The 25,057-nt window shown below is 72.2% G+C and carries 26 protein-coding genes; 17 read left to right on the forward strand and 9 right to left on the reverse strand.

The genetic code is table 11. The features are described 5' to 3' along the window. Nucleotide 1: 1 nt before the first annotated feature. The 8 genes from ACGFNU_RS11650 (at nt 2) to ACGFNU_RS11685 (ending at nt 10,020) form a co-directional block, all read left to right on the forward strand. Nucleotides 2-1,618 carry an AMP-binding protein gene (locus tag ACGFNU_RS11650; protein WP_392592558.1) on the forward strand — a complete coding sequence of 539 codons (1,617 nt, stop codon included), beginning with the start codon at nt 2-4 and terminating at the stop codon, nt 1,616-1,618. Nucleotides 1,619-1,706: 88 nt separating this feature from the next. Beyond that, on the forward strand, nt 1,707-2,297 hold the full coding sequence (locus ACGFNU_RS11655) for a copper resistance protein CopC (protein ID WP_392592560.1): 591 nt from the start codon (nt 1,707-1,709) through the stop codon (nt 2,295-2,297). Beyond that, on the forward strand, nt 2,290-4,314 hold the full coding sequence (locus ACGFNU_RS11660; protein WP_392592562.1) for a cytochrome c oxidase assembly protein: 2,025 nt from the start codon (nt 2,290-2,292) through the stop codon (nt 4,312-4,314). The genes ACGFNU_RS11655 and ACGFNU_RS11660 overlap by 8 nt, the downstream gene beginning before the upstream one ends. A gap of 81 nt (nt 4,315-4,395) precedes the next feature. Then, a complete protein-coding gene (locus ACGFNU_RS11665) occupies nt 4,396-5,625 on the forward strand; it encodes a sensor histidine kinase (protein WP_392593503.1) in 1,230 nt (409 codons plus the stop codon). Further along, entirely contained in the window at nt 5,622-6,278 is a 657-nt protein-coding gene (locus ACGFNU_RS11670; protein ID WP_392592564.1) for a response regulator, read from the forward strand. The genes ACGFNU_RS11665 and ACGFNU_RS11670 overlap by 4 nt, the downstream gene beginning before the upstream one ends. A 9-nt stretch (nt 6,279-6,287) precedes the next feature. Beyond that, complete coding sequence (locus ACGFNU_RS11675) at nt 6,288-7,223, forward strand: LLM class F420-dependent oxidoreductase (RefSeq protein ID WP_392592566.1); 936 nt, start codon at nt 6,288-6,290, stop codon at nt 7,221-7,223. A gap of 31 nt (nt 7,224-7,254) precedes the next feature. Further along, nucleotides 7,255-8,817, forward strand: a complete 1,563-nt coding sequence (locus ACGFNU_RS11680) for an FAD-binding oxidoreductase (RefSeq protein ID WP_392592568.1) — start codon at nt 7,255-7,257, stop codon at nt 8,815-8,817. Nucleotides 8,818-8,925: 108 nt separating this feature from the next. Then, entirely contained in the window at nt 8,926-10,020 is a 1,095-nt protein-coding gene (locus ACGFNU_RS11685) for a hypothetical protein (RefSeq protein WP_392592570.1), read from the forward strand. A 53-nt stretch (nt 10,021-10,073) separates the two neighbouring features. On the opposite strand, the gene ACGFNU_RS11690 is transcribed toward ACGFNU_RS11685, so the two are convergent. Further along, entirely contained in the window at nt 10,074-11,801 is a 1,728-nt protein-coding gene (locus ACGFNU_RS11690; protein WP_392592572.1) for a hypothetical protein, read from the reverse strand. Between the two features lie 83 nt (nt 11,802-11,884). Here ACGFNU_RS11690 and ACGFNU_RS11695 point away from each other — a divergent pair, with 83 nt between their 5' ends. From ACGFNU_RS11695 to ACGFNU_RS11705, 3 genes are read left to right on the forward strand one after another with little or no spacing between them, the layout of a single operon-like run. Further along, nucleotides 11,885-12,577, forward strand: a complete 693-nt coding sequence (locus ACGFNU_RS11695) for a response regulator transcription factor (RefSeq protein ID WP_392592573.1) — start codon at nt 11,885-11,887, stop codon at nt 12,575-12,577. Next, nucleotides 12,574-14,046 (forward strand): ATP-binding protein, encoded by a 1,473-nt coding sequence (locus tag ACGFNU_RS11700; protein ID WP_392592575.1) that lies wholly within the window; start codon nt 12,574-12,576, stop codon nt 14,044-14,046. Before ACGFNU_RS11695 ends, ACGFNU_RS11700 begins: the two co-directional genes overlap by 4 nt. Then, the gene (locus tag ACGFNU_RS11705) at nt 14,046-14,576 is read left to right on the forward strand and encodes a hypothetical protein (RefSeq protein ID WP_392592577.1); all 531 of its coding nucleotides are present in this window, start codon (nt 14,046-14,048) and stop codon (nt 14,574-14,576) included. The genes ACGFNU_RS11700 and ACGFNU_RS11705 overlap by 1 nt, the downstream gene beginning before the upstream one ends. 6 nt (nt 14,577-14,582) lie before the next feature. Here ACGFNU_RS11705 and ACGFNU_RS11710 read toward each other — a convergent pair whose 3' ends face one another. Together ACGFNU_RS11710 and ACGFNU_RS11715 are read right to left on the reverse strand one after the other, a co-directional pair. Next, nucleotides 14,583-15,302, reverse strand: a complete 720-nt coding sequence (locus ACGFNU_RS11710) for a metal-dependent hydrolase (RefSeq protein WP_392592579.1) — start codon at nt 15,300-15,302, stop codon at nt 14,583-14,585. Nucleotides 15,303-15,424: 122 nt separating this feature from the next. Continuing rightward, nucleotides 15,425-15,781 carry a winged helix-turn-helix transcriptional regulator gene (locus tag ACGFNU_RS11715; RefSeq protein ID WP_392592581.1) on the reverse strand — a complete coding sequence of 119 codons (357 nt, stop codon included), beginning with the start codon at nt 15,779-15,781 and terminating at the stop codon, nt 15,425-15,427. 62 nt (nt 15,782-15,843) lie between these two features. Between ACGFNU_RS11715 and ACGFNU_RS11720 the strand changes: the two genes are divergently transcribed. Then, a complete protein-coding gene (locus ACGFNU_RS11720) occupies nt 15,844-16,494 on the forward strand; it encodes an NAD(P)-dependent oxidoreductase (protein ID WP_392592583.1) in 651 nt (216 codons plus the stop codon). Between the two features lie 19 nt (nt 16,495-16,513). Here ACGFNU_RS11720 and ACGFNU_RS11725 read toward each other — a convergent pair whose 3' ends face one another. The 3 genes from ACGFNU_RS11725 to map all read right to left on the reverse strand — a co-directional run bounded on the left by ACGFNU_RS11725 (nt 16,514) and on the right by map (nt 19,185). Continuing rightward, nucleotides 16,514-17,542 (reverse strand): DNA polymerase ligase N-terminal domain-containing protein, encoded by a 1,029-nt coding sequence (locus tag ACGFNU_RS11725; protein ID WP_392592585.1) that lies wholly within the window; start codon nt 17,540-17,542, stop codon nt 16,514-16,516. A gap of 55 nt (nt 17,543-17,597) precedes the next feature. Next, the gene (locus ACGFNU_RS11730; protein ID WP_392592587.1) at nt 17,598-18,239 is read right to left on the reverse strand and encodes a ComEA family DNA-binding protein; all 642 of its coding nucleotides are present in this window, start codon (nt 18,237-18,239) and stop codon (nt 17,598-17,600) included. A gap of 94 nt (nt 18,240-18,333) precedes the next feature. Next, a complete protein-coding gene (gene map / locus ACGFNU_RS11735) occupies nt 18,334-19,185 on the reverse strand; it encodes a type I methionyl aminopeptidase (protein ID WP_392592589.1) in 852 nt (283 codons plus the stop codon). Nucleotides 19,186-19,250: 65 nt separating this feature from the next. Here map and ACGFNU_RS11740 point away from each other — a divergent pair, with 65 nt between their 5' ends. Next, nucleotides 19,251-19,442 (forward strand): hypothetical protein, encoded by a 192-nt coding sequence (locus tag ACGFNU_RS11740; protein ID WP_392592591.1) that lies wholly within the window; start codon nt 19,251-19,253, stop codon nt 19,440-19,442. A 3-nt stretch (nt 19,443-19,445) separates the two neighbouring features. Here ACGFNU_RS11740 and ACGFNU_RS11745 read toward each other — a convergent pair whose 3' ends face one another. Together ACGFNU_RS11745 and ACGFNU_RS11750 are read right to left on the reverse strand one after the other, a co-directional pair. Beyond that, nucleotides 19,446-20,351: a cyclase family protein gene (locus ACGFNU_RS11745; protein ID WP_392592592.1), complete on the reverse strand. Its 906-nt coding sequence runs from the start codon at nt 20,349-20,351 to the stop codon at nt 19,446-19,448. Between the two features lie 33 nt (nt 20,352-20,384). Continuing rightward, nucleotides 20,385-21,002, reverse strand: coding sequence for a hypothetical protein (locus ACGFNU_RS11750; RefSeq protein WP_392592594.1), 618 nt, complete (start codon nt 21,000-21,002; stop codon nt 20,385-20,387). Nucleotides 21,003-21,068: 66 nt separating this feature from the next. Between ACGFNU_RS11750 and npdG the strand changes: the two genes are divergently transcribed. The 4 genes from npdG to ACGFNU_RS11770 all read left to right on the forward strand — a co-directional run bounded on the left by npdG (nt 21,069) and on the right by ACGFNU_RS11770 (nt 24,046). Beyond that, nucleotides 21,069-21,761, forward strand: a complete 693-nt coding sequence (gene npdG / locus ACGFNU_RS11755) for an NADPH-dependent F420 reductase (protein WP_392592596.1) — start codon at nt 21,069-21,071, stop codon at nt 21,759-21,761. 77 nt (nt 21,762-21,838) lie between these two features. Continuing rightward, the gene (locus ACGFNU_RS11760) at nt 21,839-22,885 is read left to right on the forward strand and encodes a potassium channel family protein (protein WP_392592598.1); all 1,047 of its coding nucleotides are present in this window, start codon (nt 21,839-21,841) and stop codon (nt 22,883-22,885) included. Nucleotides 22,886-22,952: 67 nt separating this feature from the next. Beyond that, the gene (locus ACGFNU_RS11765) at nt 22,953-23,309 is read left to right on the forward strand and encodes a hypothetical protein (RefSeq protein ID WP_392592600.1); all 357 of its coding nucleotides are present in this window, start codon (nt 22,953-22,955) and stop codon (nt 23,307-23,309) included. Continuing rightward, nucleotides 23,309-24,046 (forward strand): hypothetical protein, encoded by a 738-nt coding sequence (locus ACGFNU_RS11770; RefSeq protein ID WP_392592602.1) that lies wholly within the window; start codon nt 23,309-23,311, stop codon nt 24,044-24,046. The genes ACGFNU_RS11765 and ACGFNU_RS11770 overlap by 1 nt, the downstream gene beginning before the upstream one ends. Nucleotides 24,047-24,110: 64 nt before the next feature. On the opposite strand, the gene panB is transcribed toward ACGFNU_RS11770, so the two are convergent. Beyond that, entirely contained in the window at nt 24,111-25,004 is an 894-nt protein-coding gene (gene panB, locus ACGFNU_RS11775) for a 3-methyl-2-oxobutanoate hydroxymethyltransferase (RefSeq protein ID WP_392592604.1), read from the reverse strand. Nucleotides 25,005-25,057 lie beyond the last annotated feature (53 nt).

The following is a 25,057-nucleotide window of genomic DNA, read 5'->3' on the forward strand; positions in this document are numbered from 1 at the left end:
GGTGGCGATCGGGACGTTCGCGGATCTGTTGCTGGCGCGGGCCGATGACGGGCATGCCGGACTGCGCTTCGAGGACGAGTCGTACACGTGGGCCGAGGTCGTGACGGCGGCCCGGCGGCGTGCCGGGCTGATCTCGCCCGGCACGCATGTCGGCGTCCTGCTGGAGAACGTGCCGGAGTACGTCTTCTGGATCGGCGCCGCCGCGCTCGCCGGGGCCACGGTCGTGGGCGTCAACCCGACGCGGCGCGGTCAGGAGCTCGCGACCGACATCCGCCATACCGACTGCGACCTGATCGTCACCGACACCGCCCACGCCCCTCTCCTGGAGGGGCTGGACATCGGCACCGACCGGCTGCTGCTGATCGACACCGCTCAGTACCAGGCGGCGTTGCCGGCTCCGGCGGAGCCCGTCCCGGTCAAGCCGCAGGACCGGCTGCTGCTCCTCTTCACGTCGGGCTCCACCGGAGCGCCCAAGGCGGTGGCCTGCGGTCAGGGGAGACTTGCCGCCATAGCGGTGATGTCCGAGCGGATGAGTATCACGCGCGACTCCGTCACCTACGTCGCGATGCCGCTCTTCCATGGCAACGCCGTCATGGCCAATCTCGCGATGGCCGTGCACGCCGGGGCCACCGTGGCGTTGCGCAGGAAATTCTCTGCCTCGGGCTTCCTTCCGGACGTGCGGCGGTTCGGCGTCACGTACTTCAACTACGTCGGCCGCGCCCTCGCGTACATCCTGGCCACGCCAGAAGACCCGGCTGACGCGGACAACCCCCTTCAGGCCTGCTTCGGCACCGAGGCGTCCGCCCAGGACATGACCCGCTTCAGCGCCCGCTTCGGCTGCCGGATCATCGAGGGCTACGGCTCCAGCGAGGGCGCCATCTCCCTGCAGAAGACACCCGAGACGCCACCGGACGCACTGGGACTGCCCCAACAGGGCATCGAGGTGGCCATCCTCGATCCCGAGACGGGCGCCGAATGCCCCCGAGCCCGCTTCGACGACCACAACGGCCTGCTGAATCCGGAGGCCATCGGCGAGATCGTCGGCCTGAACGTGGCGTCGGCGTTCGAGGGCTACTACAAGAACCCGGAGGCGGACGGCGAACGAGTGCGCGACGGCAAATACTGGAGCGGCGACCTCGGCTACCGCGACGAGAAGGGCTTCTTCTACTTCGCCGGACGCGGCGCCGACCGGCTCAGGGTCGACAGCGAGAACTTCGCGGCCGCGCCGGTCGAGCGCATCCTCTCCCGCTGGCCCGCCGTCGTCATGTGCGCCGTCTACCCCGTGCCCGACCCCCGGACGGGCGACCAGGTCATGGCGGCCCTCGAACTCCACGCCCCGTTCGACCCCGGCGCCTTCGCCGCCTTCCTGGCCGCCCAGCCCGATCTCGGCACCAAATGGGCCCCGCGCTTCGTCCGCGTCGTCCCCGCCATGCCGCTCACCGCCACGGGCAAGGTCGACAAGCGCCCCCTCCGCCGCGACCGCTGGGAGGCCGACGACCCGATCTGGCACCGCCCCGGCCGCGCCCTGACCTACGAGCCCCTCAACCCGGACCGCGCCGCCGCCCTCCGCGCCGAGTTCGCATCACACGGCCGCACCCACATCCTGACCACCCTGTGATCAGGTTGTTCACGCCCCGCGGCGCACCCATGGCGCAGGCTCAGTAGGGTGAGGATGCTTTCCTCTCTTACTGGAGATTCCGCCTCCTATGATCACCTCCACGCTTCGCGCGCCGGTTCGGCGCGCCGGTCTCGTCACCGCGCTGCTCCTCTTCTTCGGGACGGTCTTCGCCACGCCCGCGCTGGCGCACACCCGGCTGCTCAGCAGCACGCCGGGCAAGGACGCCACGGCCACGGGGGTGAGCCAGGTCGAGCTGGTCTTCAGCGACAAGATCAGCATGGCGAAGGTGCTGGTCAAGAACGAGAAGGGCAAGGAGTTCCAGACCGGTCCGGCCGCGCGGTCGGGGCCCGAGGTCACGCAGAAGCTGACCGGTGCTCTCCCCGCCGGCACCTACACCGTGGCGTACGCGGTGGTGGGTGAGGACGGGCACCGGATCGAGAAGGCCGACCTGAAGTTCACCGCGACGGCGGGCGAGCAGCTCACCGGGGCGCAGGGTGCCGCCACGACCACGCCGGCGGCCGATCCTCCTGTGACCGATTCCAAGGCGGTGAAGGAGTCTTCGTCTGGTGGCGCCAAGTGGGTCATGATCGTGGTCGGGGCGCTGATCGGCATCGGGATCGGGATGGTCATCGTGTACCGGGCCAAGCGCGATCACGGGGCGGGCTCCGGCGGTGAATAGGGGCACGCTGGGCGTCCTGCGGGTCGCGGTGATCGCCGTCGCGGCGGCGGTCGGCACGCTGGTCGCCGGGCTGGTGCTCGGCGGGGCGGTGGCGGAGAAGATCATCCCGGGGCTCGGCGACGCCGGCGTGGTGACGCGCTGGGGGCTGCCGGTCTCGCGGCTGCTGATGGACCTGTGCGCGGCGGTGACGGTGGGCGCGCTGCTGGCCTCGGCGGTGCTGCTGCCGATCGGCGGGGGACGGGCGGCGACGCTCTCCGACGACGCCGTGAGCTATCTGCGGGCCGGTTCGTGGGTCGCCGCCGCGTGGGCCGCCGCGGCCGCCGGGACGCTGATCTTCACGGTCGCGGACGTGCTCGGCGAGCCGGTCGGCCAGGTCGTCACCGGCAGCGAGCTCAGCAGCTATGTGGGGCAGCTTCCGCAGGGCACCGCCCTGATGCTCGTCGTCCTGCTCGCGGTCGTCGTCGCGCTGCTGGCACGGACGGCGGCCACGCCCGGCGCCGCGTTCGGCCTGCTCGTCATGGCGGTGGTGGCCCTGCTGCCGCCGCCGCTGACCGGCCACGCGGCCTCGGCGGCCAACCACTCGGTGGCCGTCACGGGGGTCGCGCTGCACGTCGCGGCCGTGGTGCCGTGGGTCGGCGGGCTCGCGCTGCTGGTCGTGCACGCGATGACCAGGCGCGACAAGCTGGAGATCATGGCCGGCCGGTTCAGCCGGATGGCCCTGTGGTGCTACGTCACCGTCGGCGTCAGCGGGCTGGTGAACGTGATCGCCCGGCTGCCCGACCCGGCGGAGCTGCTGAGCACCGACTACGGCCGGCTGGCGCTCGGCAAGATCGCCTTCTTCGTGGTGCTGGGCTGGTTCGGCTGGTGGCACCGCGGGCGGACGCTGCCGGCGCTGGCCGAGCGCAAGCCGCTGGCCTTCACCCGGCTGGCCGGGGTGGAAGTGGCCGTGATGGCCGCGACCATGGGGCTCGCGGTGGCGCTGGCGCGCACAGCACCGCCCGCGCCGACGGAGGAAGAGAGCCCGATCAAGGCGCTCACCGGCTATGACATGCCGCCCGAGATCACGCCCGGCCGGCTGGCGTCCATGTGGACGTTCGACTTCTTCTTCGCGGCGCTCGTGGTGGTGCTCGGCGCGCTGTACGTGGCCGGGGTGCTGCGGCTGCGGCGGCGCGGCGACGCCTGGCCGATGGGGCGGACCGTCTCCTGGTTCGTCGGGCTGCTCACCATCGTGGCCGTCACCGAGACGGGGGTGGGGCGTTACGCGCAGGTGCTGTTCAGCGTGCACATGGTGCAGCACATGGTGCTGTCCATGCTGACCCCGATCTTCCTGGTCATGGGCGCGCCGGTCACCCTGGCGCTGCGCGCGTTCAAGCCCGCCAAGATCCGCGGCGACCGGGGCCCGCGCGAGTGGCTGACCGTCGCCCTGCACAGCAAGGTCACCGCGTTCGTGGCGCATCCGGCCGTGGCCACGGTGATCTTCGTGGCGAGCACGTTCACGCTGTACTTCACCTCGCTGTTCGAGGGCGCGATGCGCAACCACCTCGGGCACATCGCGATGAGCATCCACTTCCTGCTGTCGGGAACGCTGTTCTTCTGGGTGCTGATCGGCGTCGACCCGGCGCCCAAGAAGCTGCCCTACCCGGGACGCATCCTGCTGCTGTTCGTGACGATGCCGTTCCACGCGTTCTTCGGCCTCGCGCTGATGAACCTGGGGCAGCCCCTCGCTCAGGCCTGGTACGCGACGGTCAATCCGCCCTGGGGCACTTCGGTGATCAAGGACCACCACACCGGCGGCGCCATCGCCTGGGGCTTCGGCGAGATCCCCACGTTCATCGTCCTGGTCGTGCTGGCCTTCCAGTGGTACTTCGACGACCAGCGGCAGGCCAAGCGGCTCGACCGGCAGGCCGACCGTGCCGCCGCGGCCGGTGAGGCGGGGCGGCAGGACGACGAGCTGGCGGCCTACAACGCGCGGCTGGCCAAGCTCGCCGAGAAGGACAAGCAGGGCCGCAAGGGCTGACCTCACCCGTATGGGGGATCAGGCGCCCGACCTGCGGGGGAGCCCCCGACCCTGGCGATCTGTAAGGATCGTGGTGTGTCCATGGTTCTGCGCCGCCTCACCGACCAGACCACCTGGCGACGGTGGGCGTATCTCGTCGTGGGCGGCGCGCTGCTCCTGCCCTACTGGCTTCTCGGCATGGTGCTCGTCGGACTCGTGCCCTTCATACCCCAAGGCGGGCTGTCGGGCGTGGCCGTGCTCATCGTGCCGATCTTCGCGGCGTTCGTCACCGGGCTCGTCCCGACCGTGCGTCCCCTGGAGAGCACGGCGGCCAGGGAACTGCTGCGCGGCGCGAGCGGCGAGCTGAACGCCCGGCCGCCGGACTCCTGGGAGTCGCGGGCGCGCGCCGGGGCCTGGTTCAGCCTGCACCTGCACGTCGGCGTGGTGATCGCCGCGATGAGCCTGGCGATCCCGCCGTTCGCCATCGGCCTGCTGCTGTTCCCGTTCGTCGACTGGGGCCTTGCCGAGGACGAGTCGCCACTGCACGGTTGGAAGCAGAGCGCGTGGGAGTGGCTCGGCCCGCCGGCCGGGCTGCTGATGGTCCTCGTCCTGCTCGCGCTCATCATCGCGGCGGGGGAGATGCTGAGCCGGCTGGCCCCGATCTTCCTCGGCCCCACGCCCACCGAGCGGCTGGCCGAGCTGGAGACCAAGGCGGTGAAGCTGGCCGAGCGCAACCGGCTGGCGCGCGAGCTGCACGACTCCGTCGGGCACGCGCTCAGCGTGGTCACGCTCCAGGCGGGCGCCGCCGGGCGGGTGCTCGACACCGACCCCGCGTTCGCCCGCGAGGCGCTGAGCGCGATCGAGGAGTCGGCGCGGTCCGCGCTGGAGGATCTCGATCACGTGCTGGGCCTGCTGCGCGAGGACGCCTCGCCGCGCACCGCACCGCAGGCCACCCTCAAGGACGTCGATCGCCTGCTGGAGCAGACCCGGATCGCGGGCGTGAAGCTCGACGCCGAGGTGGACGGGGGCGTCGAGCACGTGCCCGCCGCGGTGTCGCGCGAGGCCTACCGGATCGTCCAGGAGGCCCTGACCAACGCGCTGCGGCACGCCGGCAAGGTGCCGGTGCGACTGCGCATCACGGTCCGCGGTGGCAGGCTGGAGGTCGAGGTGAGCAATCCGCTGGACGGTGTGTCCGCCGGGCATCACAGCGGCGGCCGCGGGCTGGACGGCATCCGCGAACGGGTGACCGTGCTGCGCGGCGACATGACCGCGGGCCCGGACGGCGGCCAGTGGCGCGTCGGGGTGTCGCTGCCCCTAAGGTCGGGTTCATGACAATACGGGTGCTGCTGGTGGACGATGAGCGGCTGATCCGCGCCGGTCTGGCCGCCATCATCAATGCCGAGCCGGACCTCACCGTGGTCGGCGAGGCCGCCGACGGCGCCGACGTGCCGGCCGAGGTGAAGCGGGTCGAGCCGGACGTGATCCTCATGGACGTGCGGATGCCCAAGCTGGACGGCATCCAGGCGACCCGGCGCATCATGGAGGGCCCCGAGCCGCCCCGCGTCATCGTCGTCACGACGTTCGAGAACGACGAGTACGTCTACGACGCGCTCAAGGCCGGCGCCAGCGGGTTCCTGCTCAAGCGGACCCGCCCCGAGGAGATCCTCCAGGCCATCCGCATGGTGGCGCACGGCGACACCCTGCTCTTCCCGGCCGCGATCCGGTCGCTCGCCGCGGCGCACGGCGGCGCGGGCGGCAGCGGCGGCGGCGGCGCGCGCTGGCACGCCCAGCTCACCGAGCGCGAGGCCGACGTGCTGCGGCTGATGGCCAAGGGCCACTCGAACGCCGAGATCGCCGCGGAGCTGTTCGTCAGCCCGCAGACGGTCAAGACCCATGTCGGCAACGTGCTGGGCAAGCTCCACGCCCGCGACCGCACCCAGGCCGTGATCTTCGCGTACGAGACGGGCTTCATCACGCCCGGTTAGGAGCAGGGCATGCCGGATTTCCGGTTCGGCTTCAACGTCTTCGACGTGCCGTCGCGGGCGGAGTTCGTCGAGCGCTGCCGCCGCGCGGAGGGCCTCGGCTACGACATCGCGCTCGCGGCCGATCATCTGGGCGCCCCGGCGCCCTTCCCCACGATGATGGCCGCGGCGGACGCCACCGAACGGCTGCGGGTCGGCACGCTGGTGCTGAACGCGCCGTTCTGGAACCCGCACCTGCTCGCCCGGGAGATCGTGACCGCCGACCGGCTCACCGGCGGGCGGGTCGAGATCGGCCTCGGCGCGGGCCACATGAAGTGGGAGTTCGACGAGGCGGGCATCCCCTGGCAGCCGTTCGGCGCCCGCGTCGACCGGCTGGCCGAGACCGTCGAGGAACTGGGCCGCATCTTCGCGACGTCCGGCTACGAGCAGCGCAGGGCGACGGCCGAGATGTTCGGGCTGACAGACCTCGTGCCTGAGCAGCGGACCGGGTTCGGCGGGTCGGGACCGCCGCTGCTCATCGGCGGAACGGGCGACACCGTGCTGCGGCTCGCCGCCGAGCACGCCGACATCGTCGGGATCGCGGGGGTCTACCAGGCGAAGGGGCAGCCGCCCGGCACGTTCCTGCTGGGCACCGCCGAGCAGGCCGACGACCGGGTGCGGTTCGTCCGCGAGCACGCGGGCGACCGTGCCGGCGAGATCGAGTGGAACCTGCTCGTGCAGTTCGTGGTCGTCACCGATGACCGCCGGGCGGTGGCGGAGGAGAACGTCCGGCGGCTGCCCCACCTGACGGCCGACGAGATCCTGGAGACGCCCTACCTGCTCATCGGCACCGAGGAGCAGATGGCCGAGCAGTTGCGGGAACGGCGCGAGCGGTACGGGTTCTCCTACATCACGGTGCACGGCCCCTTCATGGACGTGTTCGGCCCGGTCATCGAACGGCTCGGCTGACCCGGCGCGCCTTTCGCGGGAGGCTCTCATCATGAGACGCAGAAGCCACTGGGCCTGGGGGTACGCGAACGAGGAGCCGTCGCGGGCCGAGATCACGGCCGCCGCCGAGCTGATGAGTGCCGTGACCGGCTTCGAACTCGACGGCACGATCGAGGAGCCGGTGCCCGCCGAGGCCGTCCGGCTGCCCCCGCCCCGGGTCGCCCCGCCGGCGCTGCCGTTCTGCACCACCGAGCCGCACGAGCGGATCGCGCACACCTACGGGCAGGCCTATCGCGACCTCGTGCGGGCCTTCCGGGGCCGCTTCGACGACCCGCCGGACGTCGTCGCGCGGCCGGGCGACGAGCACGACCTCATCCGCGTCCTGGAGTGGGCCGAGAACTCGCGCGTCGCCGTCATTCCCTACGGCGGCGGCACGAGCGTCGTCGGCGGAGTCGAGCCGCGCGGCCTCGGCCCCACCGTCAGCCTCGACCTGGGCCGCCTCGGCCGGGTGCTGGAGGTCGACGAGGTCTCGCGGGCGGCCCGGATCCAGGCGGGCATGCTCGGTCCCGGCATCGACCGCCATCTCGGTGCCCACGGCCTCACCCTGCGGCACTTCCCGCAGTCGTACGAGCTCTCCACGCTGGGCGGCTGGATCGCCACCCGGGCGGGCGGGCACTTCGCCACGCTCACGACCCGCATCGACGATCTGGTCGAGTCGGTCCGCGCCATCACCCCGCGCGGCGTCTGGGAGTCGCGGCGCCTGCCGGGCTCGGGCGCGGGCGTGTCGCCGGACCGGATGCTGCTCGGCTCGGAGGGCGCGCTCGGCGTGATCACTGAGGCCTGGGTGCGGGTCCGGCCCCGGCCCGATCACCGCGCCTCGGCGGCGGTGCGGTTCCCGTCGTTCTACCGAGGCGCGGAGGCGGTGCGGGCGATCTCGCAGGCCGGGCTGTACCCGTCGAACTGCCGGCTGCTCGACGCGGCCGAGGCGCGCCTGACGTCGGGCGGCGACGGCACGTCCGCGCTGCTCATGCTCGGCTTCGAGTCCGCCGATCACCCCGTCGGCGCCTGGATGGACCGCGGCCTGGAGCTGGCACGGGCGCACGGCGGAACGTGGGACGAGGTCCGCACGGCCGGCGGGGGGCAGGGCGCCGCCTGGAAGGACGCGTTCCTTCGCATGCCGTACCTCCGCAACGCCTACCCCGCCATCGGGCTCGTCGCCGAGACCTTCGAGACCGCCGTCACCTGGGATCGGTTCCCGGCGTTCCACGCGGCCGTCACAGGCGCCGTCCGCGACGCGCTCGGCGGCGCCGGGATCGTGACGTGCCGGTTCGCGTTCACCTATCCCGACGGCCCGGCCCCGTACTTCACCGTGCTCGCCCCCGCCCGCCGCGGCGACGAGCTCGCCCAGTGGGACGGGATCAAGCGGGCGGCGAGCGAGGCCGTCCTCGCGGCGGGCGGCACGATCACCCACCACCACGCCGTCGGCCGCGACCACCGCCCCTGGTACGACCGGCAGCGCCCCGACCCGTTCGCCGCCGCCCTCAGGGCGGCCAAGCACGCCGTGGATCCGGCGGGCATCCTCAACCCGGGCGTCCTCGTCCCGGTCTCCGCGTGAGCCGAATTACGGCTAACCGGAAACGATCCTCAAGCGCGGCTTACGCCTCGTTTACCTGGGACTCGTTACAAATGAGACCAGACGAGAAGGACGACCGATCGGGGGATCATGGACGCCGTTACTCTCTCCGAACTGCGCAAGCCGCGGACGTTCCCGGCGGTGTCGGTGCTCATGCCGACCAATCGCCGCGCGCCGGGCAACCGGCAGGACCCGATTCGCCTGCGCAACCTCCTGGCCGAGGTGCGCCGCCGGCTGCGCGACGACACCCGGGTCGCCCCCGCCGCCGTCGACGAGGTCGTGCGCGGCCTGGAACGGGCGGCCGGCGAGGTCGACCTGCGGCACGCCGAGGACGGCCTGGTGCTGTTCGCGGCGCCGGACGGCGAGCACCACGCCTTCACGATCGACCAGCCGGTGGACGAACGCGTGATCGTTGACACCACGTTCGCGACCCGTGATCTGGTCGCCGCCTACACCCGCACCCCGCGCTACTGGCTGCTGTCGATCTCCGACCAGCACACCCGGCTGTGGGACGGCCAGGGCGACGAGCTCACGGAGGTCACCGAGAACGGCTTCCCGGTCAGCTCCCCGACCCGGGAGCAGGAACGCGCCGCCCGCCATTCGCCCCGGATCGACCGGCACGGCGACGAGCACCACCGGCAGCTGATCCGCGAGGTGGCCGGGGCGCTCGACGGCGTGCTCGCCCACGACCGGCGGCCCGTCATCGTGGCGGGGGTCACCCGCCACCAGAGGTTCTTCGACGAGCTCGCCGGCCACGGCGTGACCATCGCGGGCCGTGTCGACGGCAGCTACGAGGGCGCCACGCCCCGCCAGCTCGCCGAGCTGGCCCGGCCGGTGCTGCACGCCTACGACGACTTCCGCGAGGTCGCGGTGCTCACCGAGCTGGAGGCGGCGCGCAGCATCCACCGCTACGCCGCCGGGCTCGGCGAGGTCATGAGCCTGGTCGAGGACGGCCGCGGCGAGCACCTGGTCGTCGAGCGCGGCTACTACGCCCCGGCGGTGAAGACCCACGACGAGCTCGTCCCGGTGGAGGGGCCGCTCGGCGCGCTCAGGGGCGCCGACGTCGTCGACGACGTGGTCGACAACATCATCGAGACCACCCTGGAGTACGGCGGCGAGGTCACCTTCGTCTCCGACGGCTTCCTGGTCGACCACGACCGCATCGCGCTCGTCACGCGATTCTGAGCTGGAACGGTCCGATGCTCCGGGGCTCGTCCCCCGGGGCGTCGGGCCCTTCCTCAGGGCAGGGTCCCTTCCGCAGGGCAGGACGGCGCCCGCCAGGTGACCCAATGGGTGCCCCACGACTCTCCCGCCGTGGCCGTCCATCCCGCCGGACGGCCCGGCCAGGAGGCCGCCGGCTCCGTCCCGGCGGGCCGGTTGACGATCACCGTGCACACCTCCGGATCGGGGCGCGTGGTCCGCGAGTCGAACCGCTCCAGCCGGGTCCACCAGACCGGGTACAGCAGGATGATCCGCACTCCCCAGGCCAGCGACCGGTCGATGGCGACCCGCCCGCCGGCCGGGAGCTGGACGGGCGGGTCGGGTGTCACCCGCTTCATGCCCGTGCCCACGATGAACGTCATGGCGGCCAGGCTGATCGCGAGCAGTCCCGCCGCCGGCGCGAACTCGTGCAGCCTCCGCAGCGCGAGAAGGCCCGCCAGCAGCCCGAGCGCCGACAACGAGGCCGTGGTCAGGTGCAACGCGGCCCGGTCGGCGGCCAGGAACGAGGTCTCGGGGAAGTCGAACCCGATGAAATGGTGGGTGCGCAGCCGCTCGCCCGCGTACAGGGCCACCCACAGGCCGCTGCCCGCCGTCACGGCGGCGGCCCCCGCGGCGGCCATGATCTGCCGCCGCAGGTCCGAACGGAGCAGGAACGCGAGACCGGCGAGCGTGGGCACGAGCGCCAGGCAGGCCAGGTACCGGCCGTAGGCGAAGTTGCCGACTCGGTGCTCGTCACCCAGCGCCGCTGACGAGATGTAGGCCACCCCGACCGTCGCGGCCAAGACGACTCCCGCCATGAGCCGTTCCTCGAATCCCGTGCGCCGTCCGGCCAGGGTGGCGACCAGGGCGACCAGACCAAGGCCCGCCAGCCCCCAGGTCGAGACGGTCAGGTACCAGAGTTGCCCGATCGCTCCGGAGATCGCCCACAGCTGCCCGTCCAGCGTGGTCAGGCGGATCTCCAGGTTGTTCCCGAGATCCCGCACACCCTCCGGGTAGAGGTTCGCCTGGACGAGGCCGTGGAAGGTCATGACCGCCGAGAAGCCGCCCGCCGTCGTCACGGCGCCGAGCAGCGCCGTCAGCCGCCGCCCGCGCCTGGCCAGGACGACCAGAAGCGCGGCCGCGTGGACGCACACCAGCACCGTTCCGCGCGTGTGGACCGCGGCGGCGTAGCAGGCGATCAGGCTCGCGCCGGCCGCCGTCCACCCGTCTCCGCGGCGCACGAACCGGTCGAGCGCGAGGACCCAGCCCAGCACGATCACGGGCAGCACGGCGTCCGTGAGCGCGTACGCCCCGAAGAACGTCGACGCGGGCAGCAGCGGCGCCGCCCAGCCCATCGTCACCGCGGCCCGCCGTCCCGTGCCGAGCCTGCGCAGGGCGAGGTAGGCCAGCGGGAACGCCAGGGCGCCGACCATCGCGTTCGTCACCATGACCAGCGTGTAGACCGTCGCCGGATCGTGGCTCAGCCAGTACGCCGGGGTCAGCAGCAGCGGGTAGCCGCCCTGGTAGAAGGTGTTGCCCGACAGGTCGGCGCCGGGTCCTCCCGCCAGCCAGCGTGCCGCGAGCATGTATCCGGTCTCGTCGGGGTTGGCGGCCGGCCACGTCCGCGTCCGGGCGAACCACAGCCGGATCAGGACCTGGACGAGCCAGCCCGAGACGAAGAGCACCGTCAGCTGGCGCCGGCGGCGCGCCGACGACTGCGCCTGCATGATCGTCGCCGCCTGCGACGGTGAGAGCACTCGAACCATGCGGCCCACCGTCGTGCCCGAATGTCATGGTCACGTCGGGGCGATGTCCGGATCTCGTGACAGAACGGGATCAAGATCGCCGGATGATCGATAATGACCGGGTGGCGAGCATCCTCTTCGTCGAAGACGACCCCTCGGCCCGGGTGGCGCTGGAGATGGCGCTCACCCGCCTCGGGCACAGCGTGACCTCCCGGCACACCGGCGAGGACGGCCTGGCGGCGCTGCGCGCCCGCCGCCCGGAGATCGCCGTCCTGGACGTCATGCTCCCGGGCATCGACGGCATCGAGACGTGCCGCCGCATCCGGCGCGCCGACACGCTGCCGGTCATCCTGCTCACCGCGCGCGGCGACGATCTGGACGTCGTCCTCGGACTGGAGGCGGGCGCCGACGACTACGTGGTCAAGCCGGTGGAGCCGCGGGTCCTGGACGCCCGCATCCGGGCCGTCCTGCGCCGCGCCGAGAACACCCACGCCGACCGGTCGGCCTACGGCGACCTGGTCATCGACCGGACCTCGCTGAAGGTCACCAAGGCGGGCTCCGACGTCCGGCTCACCCCCACCGAACTGCGGCTGCTGCTCGAACTGACCCGCAGGCCGGGCCACACGATGACCCGCCAGCACCTGCTGGCCGCCGTGTGGGAGCACACCTACCCGGGCGATTCCCGGCTCGTGGACGCCTGCGTGCAACGCGTCCGCGCCAAGATCGAGGTGGAGCCGGCCGACCCGCGCCTCATCGAGACCGTCCGCGGCTTCGGCTACCGGTTCACCGTCCGGTGAGGGCGTTCACCGGGCTGCGCGCCCGCCTGGTCGCCGCCTTCGCCGCGGTAGCGCTGCTGGCCTCGGTGGGGGCGAGCGGGATCTCGTACGTGCTGGTGCGCCGGGAGATGTTGCAGCGCACGCAGGAGGCCGAGCTCATCCAGTTCCGGCAGACCTTCGCCCGCATGGTCCCCACCAGCTTTCCGCCGGGTGTCGCCACGGAGTTCGCCGAGATACTGGCCAAGGCGCTCGCCACGACGGACGGGCGCCGCAAGGCCTACGTCGGGCCCTCGGCCGGCTCCGGCCAGCTCGGCGTCCCGCCGCTGCCACCGGCCGGTGCTCTGCACGCCCGGGTCACGGCGGACTTCGCGCGGCGGGCGGTGAAGGGGCTGGTCTTCCAGCGGGTCGTCGGCGACGGCCGTCCCTACCTGCTGATCGGAAGCCGCGTGCCCGCGGACGAGGTCGAAATGCAGGCCCCGGTACCGGTGGCCATCGTGTCGGTGAGCCTCGAACGCGTCGCCGCCGACCTCCGTTCGTTCACCCGGTCGATCGTGGTCGCCGACGCGCTGGCCCTTCTGGCCGCGCTGATCCTGGCCTTGCTGGCGAGCCGGGGGGTGCTGCGTCCGGTGCGCGGGCTCGGCCGGGCCGCGCGTGCTCTCGGGTCGGGCGACTTCGGTACGCGGGTGGAGGTCCGCGGCGCGGACGAGCTCGCCGACCTGGCCGAGACCTTCAACCGCACCGCCGACGCGCTCGAAGGCATGGTGACCGAACTGCGGGCGAAGGACGCCGCGTCGCGCCGGTTCGTCGCCGACGTGTCGCACGAGCTCCGCACGCCGCTGACCGCGATGGTCGCGGCGACGGACGTGCTCGCGGACGGGACGGTGGACGACGGAGACGGGGCGGTGCTCACTGATGGGACGCTGGCCGTCCGGCTCGTGGCCGAGGAGACCCGCCGCCTCAGCCGGCTCACCGACGACCTCCTTGAGATCAGCCGCTTCGACGCGGGCGCGGCGCGCCTGGTCCTGGACGACGTCGTGGTGGCCGAGGCGGTCGCCGCCACGCTCGGCGCCCGGGGCCTGGCGGACCGGATCGAGGTGGAAGGACCCGCGGACCTCGTGGCCCGGCTCGATCCGCGCCGTTTCGACGTGATCGTCGCCAACCTGGCGGGCAACGCGCTCCGGCACGGGCGCCCGCCGGTCCGGCTGGGCTTCGGCCGCGCCGTCCGGGACGGCCGGGACGGGCTCGAACTCGTGGTCACCGACGGCGGGCCCGGCATCCCCGCCGAGGTGCTGCCGGTGATCTTCGACCGGTTCGTCAAGGCGGAGGCCGCCCGGTCGCGCAGTGAGGGGAGCGGTCTGGGTCTCTCCATCGCCCGCGAGAACGCGGTGCTGCACGGAGGCGTGCTGGAGGCCGGGAACGCGGCGGAGGGCGGTGCGGTGTTCACGCTCTGGCTGCCGCTGGCCGGGCCAGGCGGAGCTGAGGAGGAATGATGCGACGGTCGAACGTGCTGCGTGCCGCCGCCGTGACGATCGCGGCGGGCGTCACGGTGGCGCTGGTGGCGGTGGTGGTGCGCGGCTGGGGTGTCCGGAGCACCGCGGTCGTCAGCGCGGGTCCCGCGCCCGGGGCCGGGGCGCGCGGCACGATCACGGTGTTCCTCGTCAAGAAGGGGAAGCTGGTCGAGACGACCCGCCCCGCGCTCCCCGGCTTCGAACTGCTCGCGATCAACCAGCTGGCCGCGGCGCCCACCTGGGACGAGCAATCCAAGGGGCTGTCCTCTGAGGTGCCGGTCGCCCCCCTGTGGGGACGGTGGAGCGGATCCTCGGAGATCCGCGTTCTGGAGGTCACACCGGCCCTGGAGGTGAAATGGTCACGGCGGGCACTCGGCCAGCTCGCGTGCACCGGAGAGGCCGCCGACGTGGACGGCGGGGTGCGCGTGGTGCTGACCAAGGCGCCGGGGACCCCGGAGCCGCCCCACATACGACAGATCCTCTCGTGCAAGAACTACCGCGACCTGCGCTGAGGCCCGTCAGCCGGTGTTGTTGAGCCAGTCGGCCGCGACGTCCCCCAGGATGGAACGCACGGCCATGATGGCGACGCCCAGGGTCAGCAGCGGTGCGATGACGAACTTCTCCACCTTGCCGTCCGTACGCGGGACCACCGGGAGCTCGACGCGCAGCTGGAGCGGCCAGAAGACCGGGCAGCCGCGTGGAGTCAGGCAGTCTCCGGCGACGTGCGCGAGGCAGCCGAGTGTCACCGCGAAGCCGACGAAGCTCATGTCGAGGTCGTGCATGAGCCAGACCGTGATGCCCGCGAGGGCACAGTCCATCAAGGCGGACTGCGGCTCCTTGCCCTCGAAGTCGAAGCCCACGCCGCGCAGCCCGAGGCCGACGATCATGAAGAGGCAGGCCCACCACGCGTAGACGTAGTGGGTGGCGAGGGCGTCCATGGCCCAGCCGATGAGCACCGCGAACAGGATCGAGTGCGTGGCCATCCGGTGCCCGCCGGACGCCTTGCCGATCCACTTGCACATGACGTTCGTGATCGGGCCGAAGGTGTTGGCGATGCGGCCGTTGTGGTGGTCGATGTCCGGGAGGATCGCCGCGCCCGCGCAGACGACCGCGCCCGCGAGGACCTGCTGGGCGGACAACGAGACGGCGTAGTCGTCGAGGAGTCTCTCCTGGCTGATGACCGGCACCGCGGCCATCCAGGCCAGCGCTCCGCTGAGCGCGTGCGTTCGGCCCATCATGCGAGCTTCACCCGCGTATTCACCTTTTTCGTCGCCACGGCCGGACTCTAACCGGATGGTGATCGGCACCGGCGACGGCGCGCCGGTGCGGCTCTCTACCGATTTGAGGGACTGGCGGCGGCTCAGGTTCCCGCGTGGGCCGAACGGGCCGTCATGACCTCGTTCACGTTCTCCTCGGCCCAGTCGGTGATCGCCTGGATCGGCCGCTGGAGGGACAGGCCCAGCGGGGTCAGCTCGTACTCGACCCGGGGCGGCACCTCGGCGAACACACGCCGGGTCAGCAGGCCGTCGCGTTCCATCGCCCGCAGGGTCTGGGTAAGGACCTTGGGGGTGACACCGCCGATCCTGTCGCGGAGCTGGGTGAAGCGGCGCGGTCCGTCGCGCAGGCTCAGCACGACCAGCACCGACCACTTGTCGCCGATGCGGTCGAGGATCAGCCGGGTCGGGCAGTCGGGGTCGAAGGCGTCACCGTTCATCATGGTTTCCATAGGGTACCAATGGCACGTTGAAGTAACCAGTATCCGATGGATACCGTCGAAGCATGACGACGTTCACGGAGGTCAGAGCCATGAGGATTCTGCTGATCGGCGCCACCGGCATGATCGGGAGCCGGGTCGCCGCCGAGGCCCGCACGCGGGGCCACGAGGTCACCGGCACCACCCGCGGCGGGGCGGAGGGGACCACGAAACTCACCGCCGGCGACACCGGGGCCGTCGCGGCGGCCGCCGCCGGGCACGACGCCGTCGTGCTGGCGATCGCGCCGCCGCGCGACGGCTCGGACGCCGCCGGCCCCCTGCTGGCGGCCGGGCGCGCCGTGCTGGACGGGCTGCGCCGGGCCGGGGTGCGGCGCCTGGTCGTGGTGGGCGGCGCGGGCAGCCTGGAGACGGCGCCGGGCGTCCGGCTCGTCGACGACCCGCACTTCCCGGAGATGTACAAGGCCGAGTCCCTGGCGCAGGCCGAGCTGCTGGAGCTGATCCGGAAGGAGGCGGACGACCTGGAGTGGACCTACATCTCGCCCGCCGGGGTCATCGAGCCGGGCGAGCGGACCGGCACGTTCCGGCTGGGCGGCGACCGGCTGCTGGCCGACGCCGAGGGCAACAGCCGCATCAGCGCCGAGGACTACGCCATCGCGCTGGTCGACGAGCTGGAGAACCGGAACGCGGTCGGCCGCCGCATCACCGTCGCCTACTGACAGCGCCTGCTGAACGGGCCTACTGGACGGGGATGAGCCGCCAGGCGTCCGACTCCTCACCCGGCCGGTACGGGGAGTCGAGGCGCTTGGCGACGATCGCGGGGAGCCCCTGCGACCCGGCCGCCTCCCGCACGGCGTCTCCCTCGCCCGGGAACCACGGCGTCGTCTGCCAGCGCGGTCCCGACAACCCCAGCTCGTCCAGCCGCTCGCGGCGTTCGGAGTAGGGGACGTCGAGCAGCGGATGCCCGTCCAGATGCAGCACGTCGAAGATGAGGTAGGTCTCGGTCCCGTTCACCTGGGCGAGCTCGCCGTCCAGCACGACCGGCCGGGCGCCCACGTCGCGGCCGAGCGGGCCGCCGAGGCCGGCCGGGCCGCCGACCTCGCGCGCCCGCCCGTCGGTGAACCGGGTGCGCCCGCCCTCGACGTACGCGAGCAGCCGGCGGCCGCCCCACGCGAACTCGAAGCCGTACGCCCCCTGGTCGCGGGGGAGGCGGCGGCCCTCGGCGGGGCGCATCGGCCGCACCTTCTCCGGCAGCGGCTCGGCGTCGGGGTCGGCGGGCGGGTCCATGCGGTGGATCATCCAGTTCTTGCCGCGCGTGCGGAACAGCACGTACTTCCCCGACACCCGCGAGCCGTGCAGCACGATCATGACCTCGCGCTCGGACCACTTCTCGGTCTCGTACGTGCCGCGGTCCCAGATCGTCATCTTGCCGCCGCCGTACTCGCCCTTCGGGATGTCGCCCTCGAACGTGGCGTACTCCAGCGGGTGGTCCTCGGTATGGACGGCGAGGTGGTTCACCTTCGGGCTCGGCGGGATGCCCTTGGGCACCGCCCATGACACGAGCACGCCGTCCCGTTCGAGCCGCAGGTCCCAGTGCAGGCTGCGGGCGTGATGCTCCTGGATCACGAACGTGTCGTCGTCGCCCTTCGGCAGCGCGTCGCTCGACGGCACCGGCTCGGGCGTCCTGCCCGCGTCGCGCTTGTCCCGGTACTCGGCGAGCGGATCGCCCGTCCCGCCCTTCTTCGCCTTCCCGTCCTTCGCGGCCACGCAGGCTACCTACCCGGGAATCGCCCGGTGCTACGTCGTGGCCGCGCCTCGCCCGTCAGCGGATGAAGACCGCGTAGTCGGCCACGCCCGCCGTGAGGGCCGGCGGCAGCCCCGCCAGCGCCGACAGCTCCTCGGCCGACACGAACCCGCCGGCCTCGGCGCGCACCCGCTCGATCTGCACGGCGAGCTGCGGGGTGATGCCCGGCAGCAGCGCCAGCACCTCCGCCGGGGCGTGGTTGACGTCGACCAGGCCGCCGTCGTTGTACTCGCGCGGCAGGTCGGGACGGCCGATGCGCAGCTCGCGGGCCAGGCCGGGATCGTCTGCGGCCAGCTTGCGGGCCTTGTCGCGCAGCAGCCGCTGCCGCCGCACCCGCTCGATGACCGCGTCGTTGTCGACGCCGGACAGGCCGTCGGGGTCGAACACCCGGCGCCGGATCAGGAAGGCGTGCCCGCAGCCGACGATGGCCAGCAGGAAGATGAGGATGCCGATGACCCTCCTGGTGCCGGCCTCGTCGATGTCCGGCATGAGCACGAGCAGCAGCGTGAACGCCGAGATGTAGGCCGCGGACGCCACCAGGAGATGGGCGCTGCGCCGCCAGAGCGCCGCCGCGGCGAACGTGAACGGGGTGGCATAGCCGAGGCTGAGGAACGGCAACGCCGCCCAGGTCACGCTCAACGCCGCTCGACCGGGCGGCATGCTGTCCGAGGGAACCCGTGGTTCGTACGGCGCTGGGGCGTTCATCGAGCGATCTCCCGAGCCGGTATCGGTGATTTCGTTGTCGGGGGAGGGGTCAGGGCAGGGTCAGGATCTCGTGGCCGTCCTCGGTCACCAGGAGCGTGTGCTCGAACTGCGCGGTGCGCCTGCGGTCCTTGGTGACGACCGTCCAGCCGTCGTCCCACATGTCGTAGTCGTGGGTGCCGAGCGTGAGCATCGGCTCGATGGTGAACGTCATGCCCGGCTGCATCATCGTGGTGGCGCCCGGGTCGTCGTAGTGCGGCACGACCAGCCCGGAGTGGAACGTGGTGCCGATGCCGTGGCCGGTGAAGTCGCGCACGACTCCGTACCCGAACCGCTTGGCGTACGACTCGATCACGCGGCCGATCACGTTGAGCGCGCGGCCCGGCGCGACCGCCTTGATGGCGCGCGTCGTGGCCTCGCGGGTGCGCTCGACCAGGAGCCGCGACTCCTCGTCGACGTCGCCGCACAGGAACGTGGCGTCGGTGTCGCCGTGCACGCCGTCGATGAACGCCGTGATGTCGACGTTGACGATGTCGCCGTCGCGCAGCACGGTGTCGTCCGGGATCCCATGGCAGATCACCTCGTTGACCGAGGTGCAGAGCGACTTGGGGAAACCGCGGTAGCCGAGCGTGGAGGGGTAGGCGTCGTGCTCCAGCAGGAACTCGTGCCCGATGACGTCCAGCTCGTCGGTGGTGACGCCGGGCCGCACATGCCGGCCGACCTCCTCCAGCGCCTGCGCGGCGATCCGGCCGGCCACCCGCATCCGCTCGATGATCTCGGGGGTCTTGACGTCCGGCTCGCCCGTCCTGGGACGCTTCTTGCCGACGTACTCCGGCCGCGCGATGTGGGCGGGAACCTTGCGCATGGGCGAGACGCGGCCGGGCCGGAGAAGTTGGGTCGTCATATACCTGGAGTGTAGTCAGCGGATCCGGGCACGAATCTGAGGCAGGTCAAGATCGGAGGATTTGGATGAGCAAGGACGACGGTGACTGGTGGTTCTGTCTCAAGCACATGAAGGTCGAGCACGGCGCGGGCTGTCCCAACAAGGATCGCATGGGCCCTTACCAGTCCCAGGGGGAGGCGGCCGACGCCCTGGCCACGGCCCGCGAGCGCAACGAGACCTGGCGCAAGCAGGACGCGACGTTCGACGGTGACGACTAGGAGTCAGGCACCGATCACCGCGTAGGCGCGCACCGTGAACGAGCACATGTCCTCGACGGCGGGCGGCGCGGCGTGGAACCGGAAGCCGTCCGGCGGCAATTGGCCGAGCCCGGTCAGGTGCTCGACGATCGGGATCCCGGCGGCGAGCAGCGTGGTGTGCGCGGGGCGGGCCGGGTCGGCGTTGGTGTCGATGTTCACGGTGTCGATGCCCACCAGCGCGGCGTCCTGCCGGACGAGCCAGGCGGCGGCCTCCGCGGTGACGTACGGGTGCTCGCCCGAGCCGTAGGCCGCGGTGCCCCAGTGCCGGTCCCAGCCGGTGTGGATGAGCACCGCCCGGCCGCGCACGTCGTACGGCGCGAGCACGGTGACGTCGATCGGCCCGCCCTCGGTGATCCGCACCACGAGCCCGTCGAGGTCGGCCAGCCGCGCCAGCGGCAGCCCCGCCACGTCCGCGCCGTCGGCGAACCGGTGGTTGGGGCTGTCGACGTACGTGCCGGTGCCGGAGACCATCGTGATCCGGTCGAACTGGAAGCTCGTGCCCGGCGCGTAGCGCGAGGCCGACTCCGCCCTGCTCAGGTGAGCGCCGATCTCCGGTCCGGGCAGCCCGGGCACCGTGATCACGCCGTCCCGCAGGACGTGCGAGAGGTCGACGACGCGCCGCTCGGCGGGCCGGCCGGTCGCCACTCCGCGCGATCCCTTGTGGGCCTCCGCCAGCACGGTCTTGTTGCTGATCGCGACCGTCCCGACCATGAGCAGGCCCAGGTGCCGGACGAACAGCGCCGCGAGATCGTCATCGGAGATCGTGTCGCCGGGCAGGTCGAGCCGGAACCCCTGAACCTGCAGCCCACCGCCGTTGCGGAAGGTCAGGTCGGCGTCGAACTGCACGCGGAACTCGGCCGGGTCGCTCATGCGGCACATTCTGCCTGGTCGGCCGGGGGCGACTCAGCGGAGGGGCGGCTCGTCGGCGACCGTGCCGCTGATCCTGTCCAGCAGGCGAGCCAGCCGGTCGCGCAGGCCGGGGCCGGGCCGGGCCCGCGCGGGCGCCTGGCCGGCGGCCGCGCTGACCAGGTGCTGGGCGCCGTCGAACGAGAGGAGCGACTCGTCGGGCGACACCGTGAGCGCCTCGTGCGCCAGGCCCCGGAGCTCGCGGTCGCCGCCGTCCATCGCCAGGATCACCGCGCCGGTGCGCCGCGCGTCGTCCACGCGTTCCAGCAGCGGGACGGGCGCCTCCTCCTCGGCGACGACGAAGAGCGTCTCGCCCCGCTGTGCCCGTTCGAGGCGTTCGAGCCCGATCCGGAGGTGCGGCGGCGCGTCCGCCGGCGGCGACCAGCGCACCAGCGTGGGGGACAGCTCGGGCGTCTCGGCGAGGCGGCTCTCGTCGTCGAGGTGCGCGGCCAGATGCCAGGGATCCTCGGCGGGCGTGCCCACCAGCAGCAGCCCGCCCGGCGTCCGGGCGCTCACCCGCAGCGCCCGGCCGAACTCGTCGGTGCGCTCCAGCCAGCCGGTGGCGGCCAGCACCTCCCGCAGCAACGTCACCCGCTCGGCGTCCACGCGCTCCATCGTGCCGCACCGCGGGGGCCGGGGGAGGTGGAATCGGGTTCGGCCCTACCTGGCAGACTCGTGACCATGACTGAGCAGCAGACGAAGACGCCCTATGACCTCACCGACGCGAGCGGCCTGACGATCGGGATCCTCGGCGGCACGGGCGACCAGGGCGGCGGCCTCGCGCGCCGCTTCGCGCTGGCCGGCCACCAGGTGATCATCGGCTCGCGCAAGGCGGAGCGCGCCCAGCAGGCGGCCGAGGCGCTGGGCGAGGGGCTGCCCGTGCGCGGCGCCGAGAACGCGGCCGCCGCGAACGAGGCCGACGTGGTGATCATCGCGGTGCCGTGGGAGGGGCACAAGGCCACCCTGGAGTCGCTGCGCGCCGAGCTGGCGGGCAAGATCGTCGTGGACTGCGTGAACCCGATGGGCTTCGACAAGAAGGGCGCGTTCCCGCTGCCGGTCGAGGAGGGCAGCGCCGCCCAGCAGGCCGAGTCCGTGCTCACCGAGAGCCGGGTCGTCGCGGCGTTCCACCATGTCTCCGCCAAACTGCTGCTCGACCCCGAGGTCGACGAGATGGAGCTGGACGTGCTCGTCCTCGGCGACGACCGGGAGGCGACCGACCTGGTGCAGGCCCTCGCCGGCCGGATCCCCGGCATGCGCGGCGTCTACGGCGGCCGGTTGCGCAACGCGCACCAGATCGAGGCCTTCACCGCCAACCTGATCTCGATCAACCGGCGCTACAAGGCCCACGCCGGGCTCCGCATCACCGACGTGTGACCCTCATCACGCATGTCCGCGGCCCGATCGACGTGGGCGCGGGACGGCCGGGCCCCTGACTCAGTACGGTGCTGATCATGGGCGAGGAGAACGGCACGCGGCGGGTCCATGTGCTGCTGCCCTCGCCCAGGGTCGGGCCGCTGCGCTCGGTGCTCTACCGGGTCGCGCTCGCGTGCGCCCTGCTGCTCGCCGTGGTCGCCGCGGTGTACCTCGACCGCGACGGCTACAAGGACAACAGCGACGGCCCGCTCTCGCTGCTCGACTGCTTCTACTACGCCACGGTGACCATCTCGACCACCGGGTACGGCGACATCGCGCCGGTCACCCCGTTCGCGCGGCTGGTCAACACCGTCTTCATCACGCCCGTCCGGGTGCTGTTCCTCATCGTCCTCGTCGGCACGACCCTCGAGGTGCTCGCGGAACGCACCCGCCAGAACTGGCGGCAGTCCCGTTGGAGGGATCGGGTGCGAGACCACATCGTGGTGGTCGGCTACGGCACGAAGGGCCGCAGCGCCATCAAGACCCTGCTCAGCACGGGCATCCCCCGCGCCTCGATCGTCGTGGTCGACCCCGACCCGCGCGCGGCCGCGGAGGCCGCCGAGGCCGGTTTCGTCGGGGTCGTCGGAGACGCCACCCAGAACTCGGTCCTGCGCCAGGCGTCGGTGCACCTGGCCAAGGAGATCATCGTGGCCACCGCGCGCGACGACACCGCCGTCCTGGTCACGCTGTCCGCGCGGCACCTCAACCCGACCGCGGGGATCCAGGCGTCGGTACGGGAGTCGGAGAACCTCCAGCTGCTCCGGCAGAGCGGCGCCGACCACGTCATCACCTCGTCCGAGGCGGCCGGGCGGCTCCTCGGCGTCTCGACGTCGCAGCCGAACATCAGCGAGGTCATCGAGGACCTGCTGGAGCAGGGCAGCGGCCTGGACCTCTTCGAACGCGAGGTGCGGGTCGAGGAGCTGGGCAAGACGATCCGGGCCGTCCGCGAACCGGCCCTCGCGCTGATCCGCGACGGCCGCACCCTGCCCTACGACGCCAAGGACTGCCGCGAGCTGAAGCGCGGCGACCGCCTGATCGTCGTCCGGTCGTCGCGCCCGGCGCACGAGGACGACGACGAGAGCTGACGGCCGCCGGGGAACGCCGTCCCGCGTTCGCGCGTCGTATCATCTGAATTCAACAGGGCAGGTGAACATGAGGCAGAAGCGCTCGGCCGATCCGTGGAGCACGTTCCTCACCACTTCGGCGCGAGGCGGCGGCGCCCCCACCTCGGCTGACAGGCACATCTCGGCGGCCGAGCCCGCCCCCGGGCGGCGCCGTGCGCCGGGCGGCGGTGACGCCGCCGACCTGCCCGAAGGCTGCCGCCGGGTACTGAACCAGCTCGACGCCGTGAACTCACCGCAGACGCTGGAAGAGATCCACCACGGCACCGGGCTGGGGTTGCTGGAGGTGGCCGAGGCCGTCGAGGCGTTGCGCGACCGCGGGCTGGTCGCGGTGGAACGCGAGGTCGACGAGGTCGTCCGCCGGACGGGCGGCAGCGGGCCGGTGTGATGGCCGGTTACCTCGTCACGATCGCCCTGAGCTGTCTCGTCGGGGTCGCGGAGCTCATCAGCCGCTACCGAGATCATCCGGGCAAGCTCGTGCGGGTCCCGAGCACCTGGGCGTACGTGCTCATCAACGGCGCCGCGGGCGCGGGCTCACTGCTGCTGCTTCACACCTTCGACTGGAAGCTCGGCGTGCCGAGGCCCGACATGGCCGGGGCCGCGCAGGTGCTGGCCGCCAGCCTCGGCTCGATGATGATCTTCCGGAGCGCGGTGTTCACCGTCCGGGTCGGCGACGAGGACGTGGCCGTCGGGCCGAGCACGCTGCTCAGCGCGCTGCTGGCCGCCGCCGACCGCGGCGTGGACCGCATGCAGGCCAAGGCCCGGGCGAACGAGGCGGGCGAGATCATGAAGGACATCTCGTTCCGCAAGGCCCGGCTCGCGCTGCCCACCTACTGCCTCGGGCTGCTCATGAACGTCTCGGCCGAGGACCAGGCCGCGCTGCGCACCGCCGTGGACGCGCTGAGCGGCGCCGACGAGATGACCGACCGGCAGAAGGCGCTCAACCTCGGCTTGTTGCTGATCAACGTCGCCGGTCCCGACGTCCTGCGCGCCGCCGTCGGTACGCTCCGGTCGGAGATCGAGGTCGACGCCGTGTCCGGCAACGGGGCGCGCGTACCCGGGCCGCGGCGCGAGCTCGCCGACGGTGAGCCGCAGCGCGATCCGGTCCGTTCGAACCCCGACTGAGACGCGAATCACAGAGACACGAAACGGCTGGAGACGGTGTCTCCAGCCGTTTTCGCGTGTCGTGTCAGTGGTAGGCGTGCTCGGCCGTGGGGAAGGCGCCGCCCACGACCTCGTCCGCGTACTGCCGGGCCGCGTCACCGAGGACGGTCTGCAGGTCGGCGTACTTCTTGACGAACTTGGCGGTGTGCGGGGTGAGCCCGGCCATGTCCTGCCAGACCAGCACCTGGGCGTCGGTGGTGTCGCCCGCGCCGATGCCGATGGTCGGGATCGAGAGCGAGGCGGTGACCCGGGCGGCGAGGTCCTCGGGGACACATTCGAGCACGACGGCGAACGCGCCGGCGGCTTCGAGCGCCTTGGCGTCGGCCATGAGCTCGTCGCCCGCCTGGCCCCGGCCCTGGACGCGGTAACCGCCGAAGACGTTGACCGACTGCGGCGTGAGGCCGAGGTGGCCCATCACCGGGATGCCGGCGGCGACCATGGCCTCGGCCTGGGGCAGGACGCGGCGGCCGCCTTCGAGCTTGACGGCGTGGGCGCCGGTCTCCTTGAGGAAGCGGGTTGCGGTGGCGAGGCCCTCGGCGACGCCGGTCTGGTACGAGCCGAACGGCAGGTCGGCGACGACCATGGCGCGCTTGGAGCCGCGGACCACGGCGGCGGTCAGCGGGATCAGGTCGTCGACCGTGACGGGGATCGTGGAGTCGTAGCCGTAGACCACCATCGCGGCGGAGTCGCCCACGAGCAGCACGGGGATCCCGGCCTCGTCGAAGACGCGCGCGGTGAGGGCGTCGTACGCGGTGAGCATCGGCCACTTCTCATGCCGCTCCTTGGCGGCGGCGATGTCGCGTACGGTGACCCGGCGATTGCTCTTGTCGCCATACAGGGAGGTCTCGGTTGATGGGGGACGGCGGGCGGGTGAAGAGAAGGCTGCCGGCTGAGCAGCGGGAGCTGAAGAAGTAGACACGCTGAACCTCCAGTCTCGAGGCGCCACTGTGGCGTACCCGGACGGAACCGATG

Source organism: Spirillospora sp. NPDC048911 (assembly GCF_043198015.1).
Classification (GTDB): Bacteria; Actinomycetota; Actinomycetes; order Streptosporangiales; family Streptosporangiaceae; genus Spirillospora.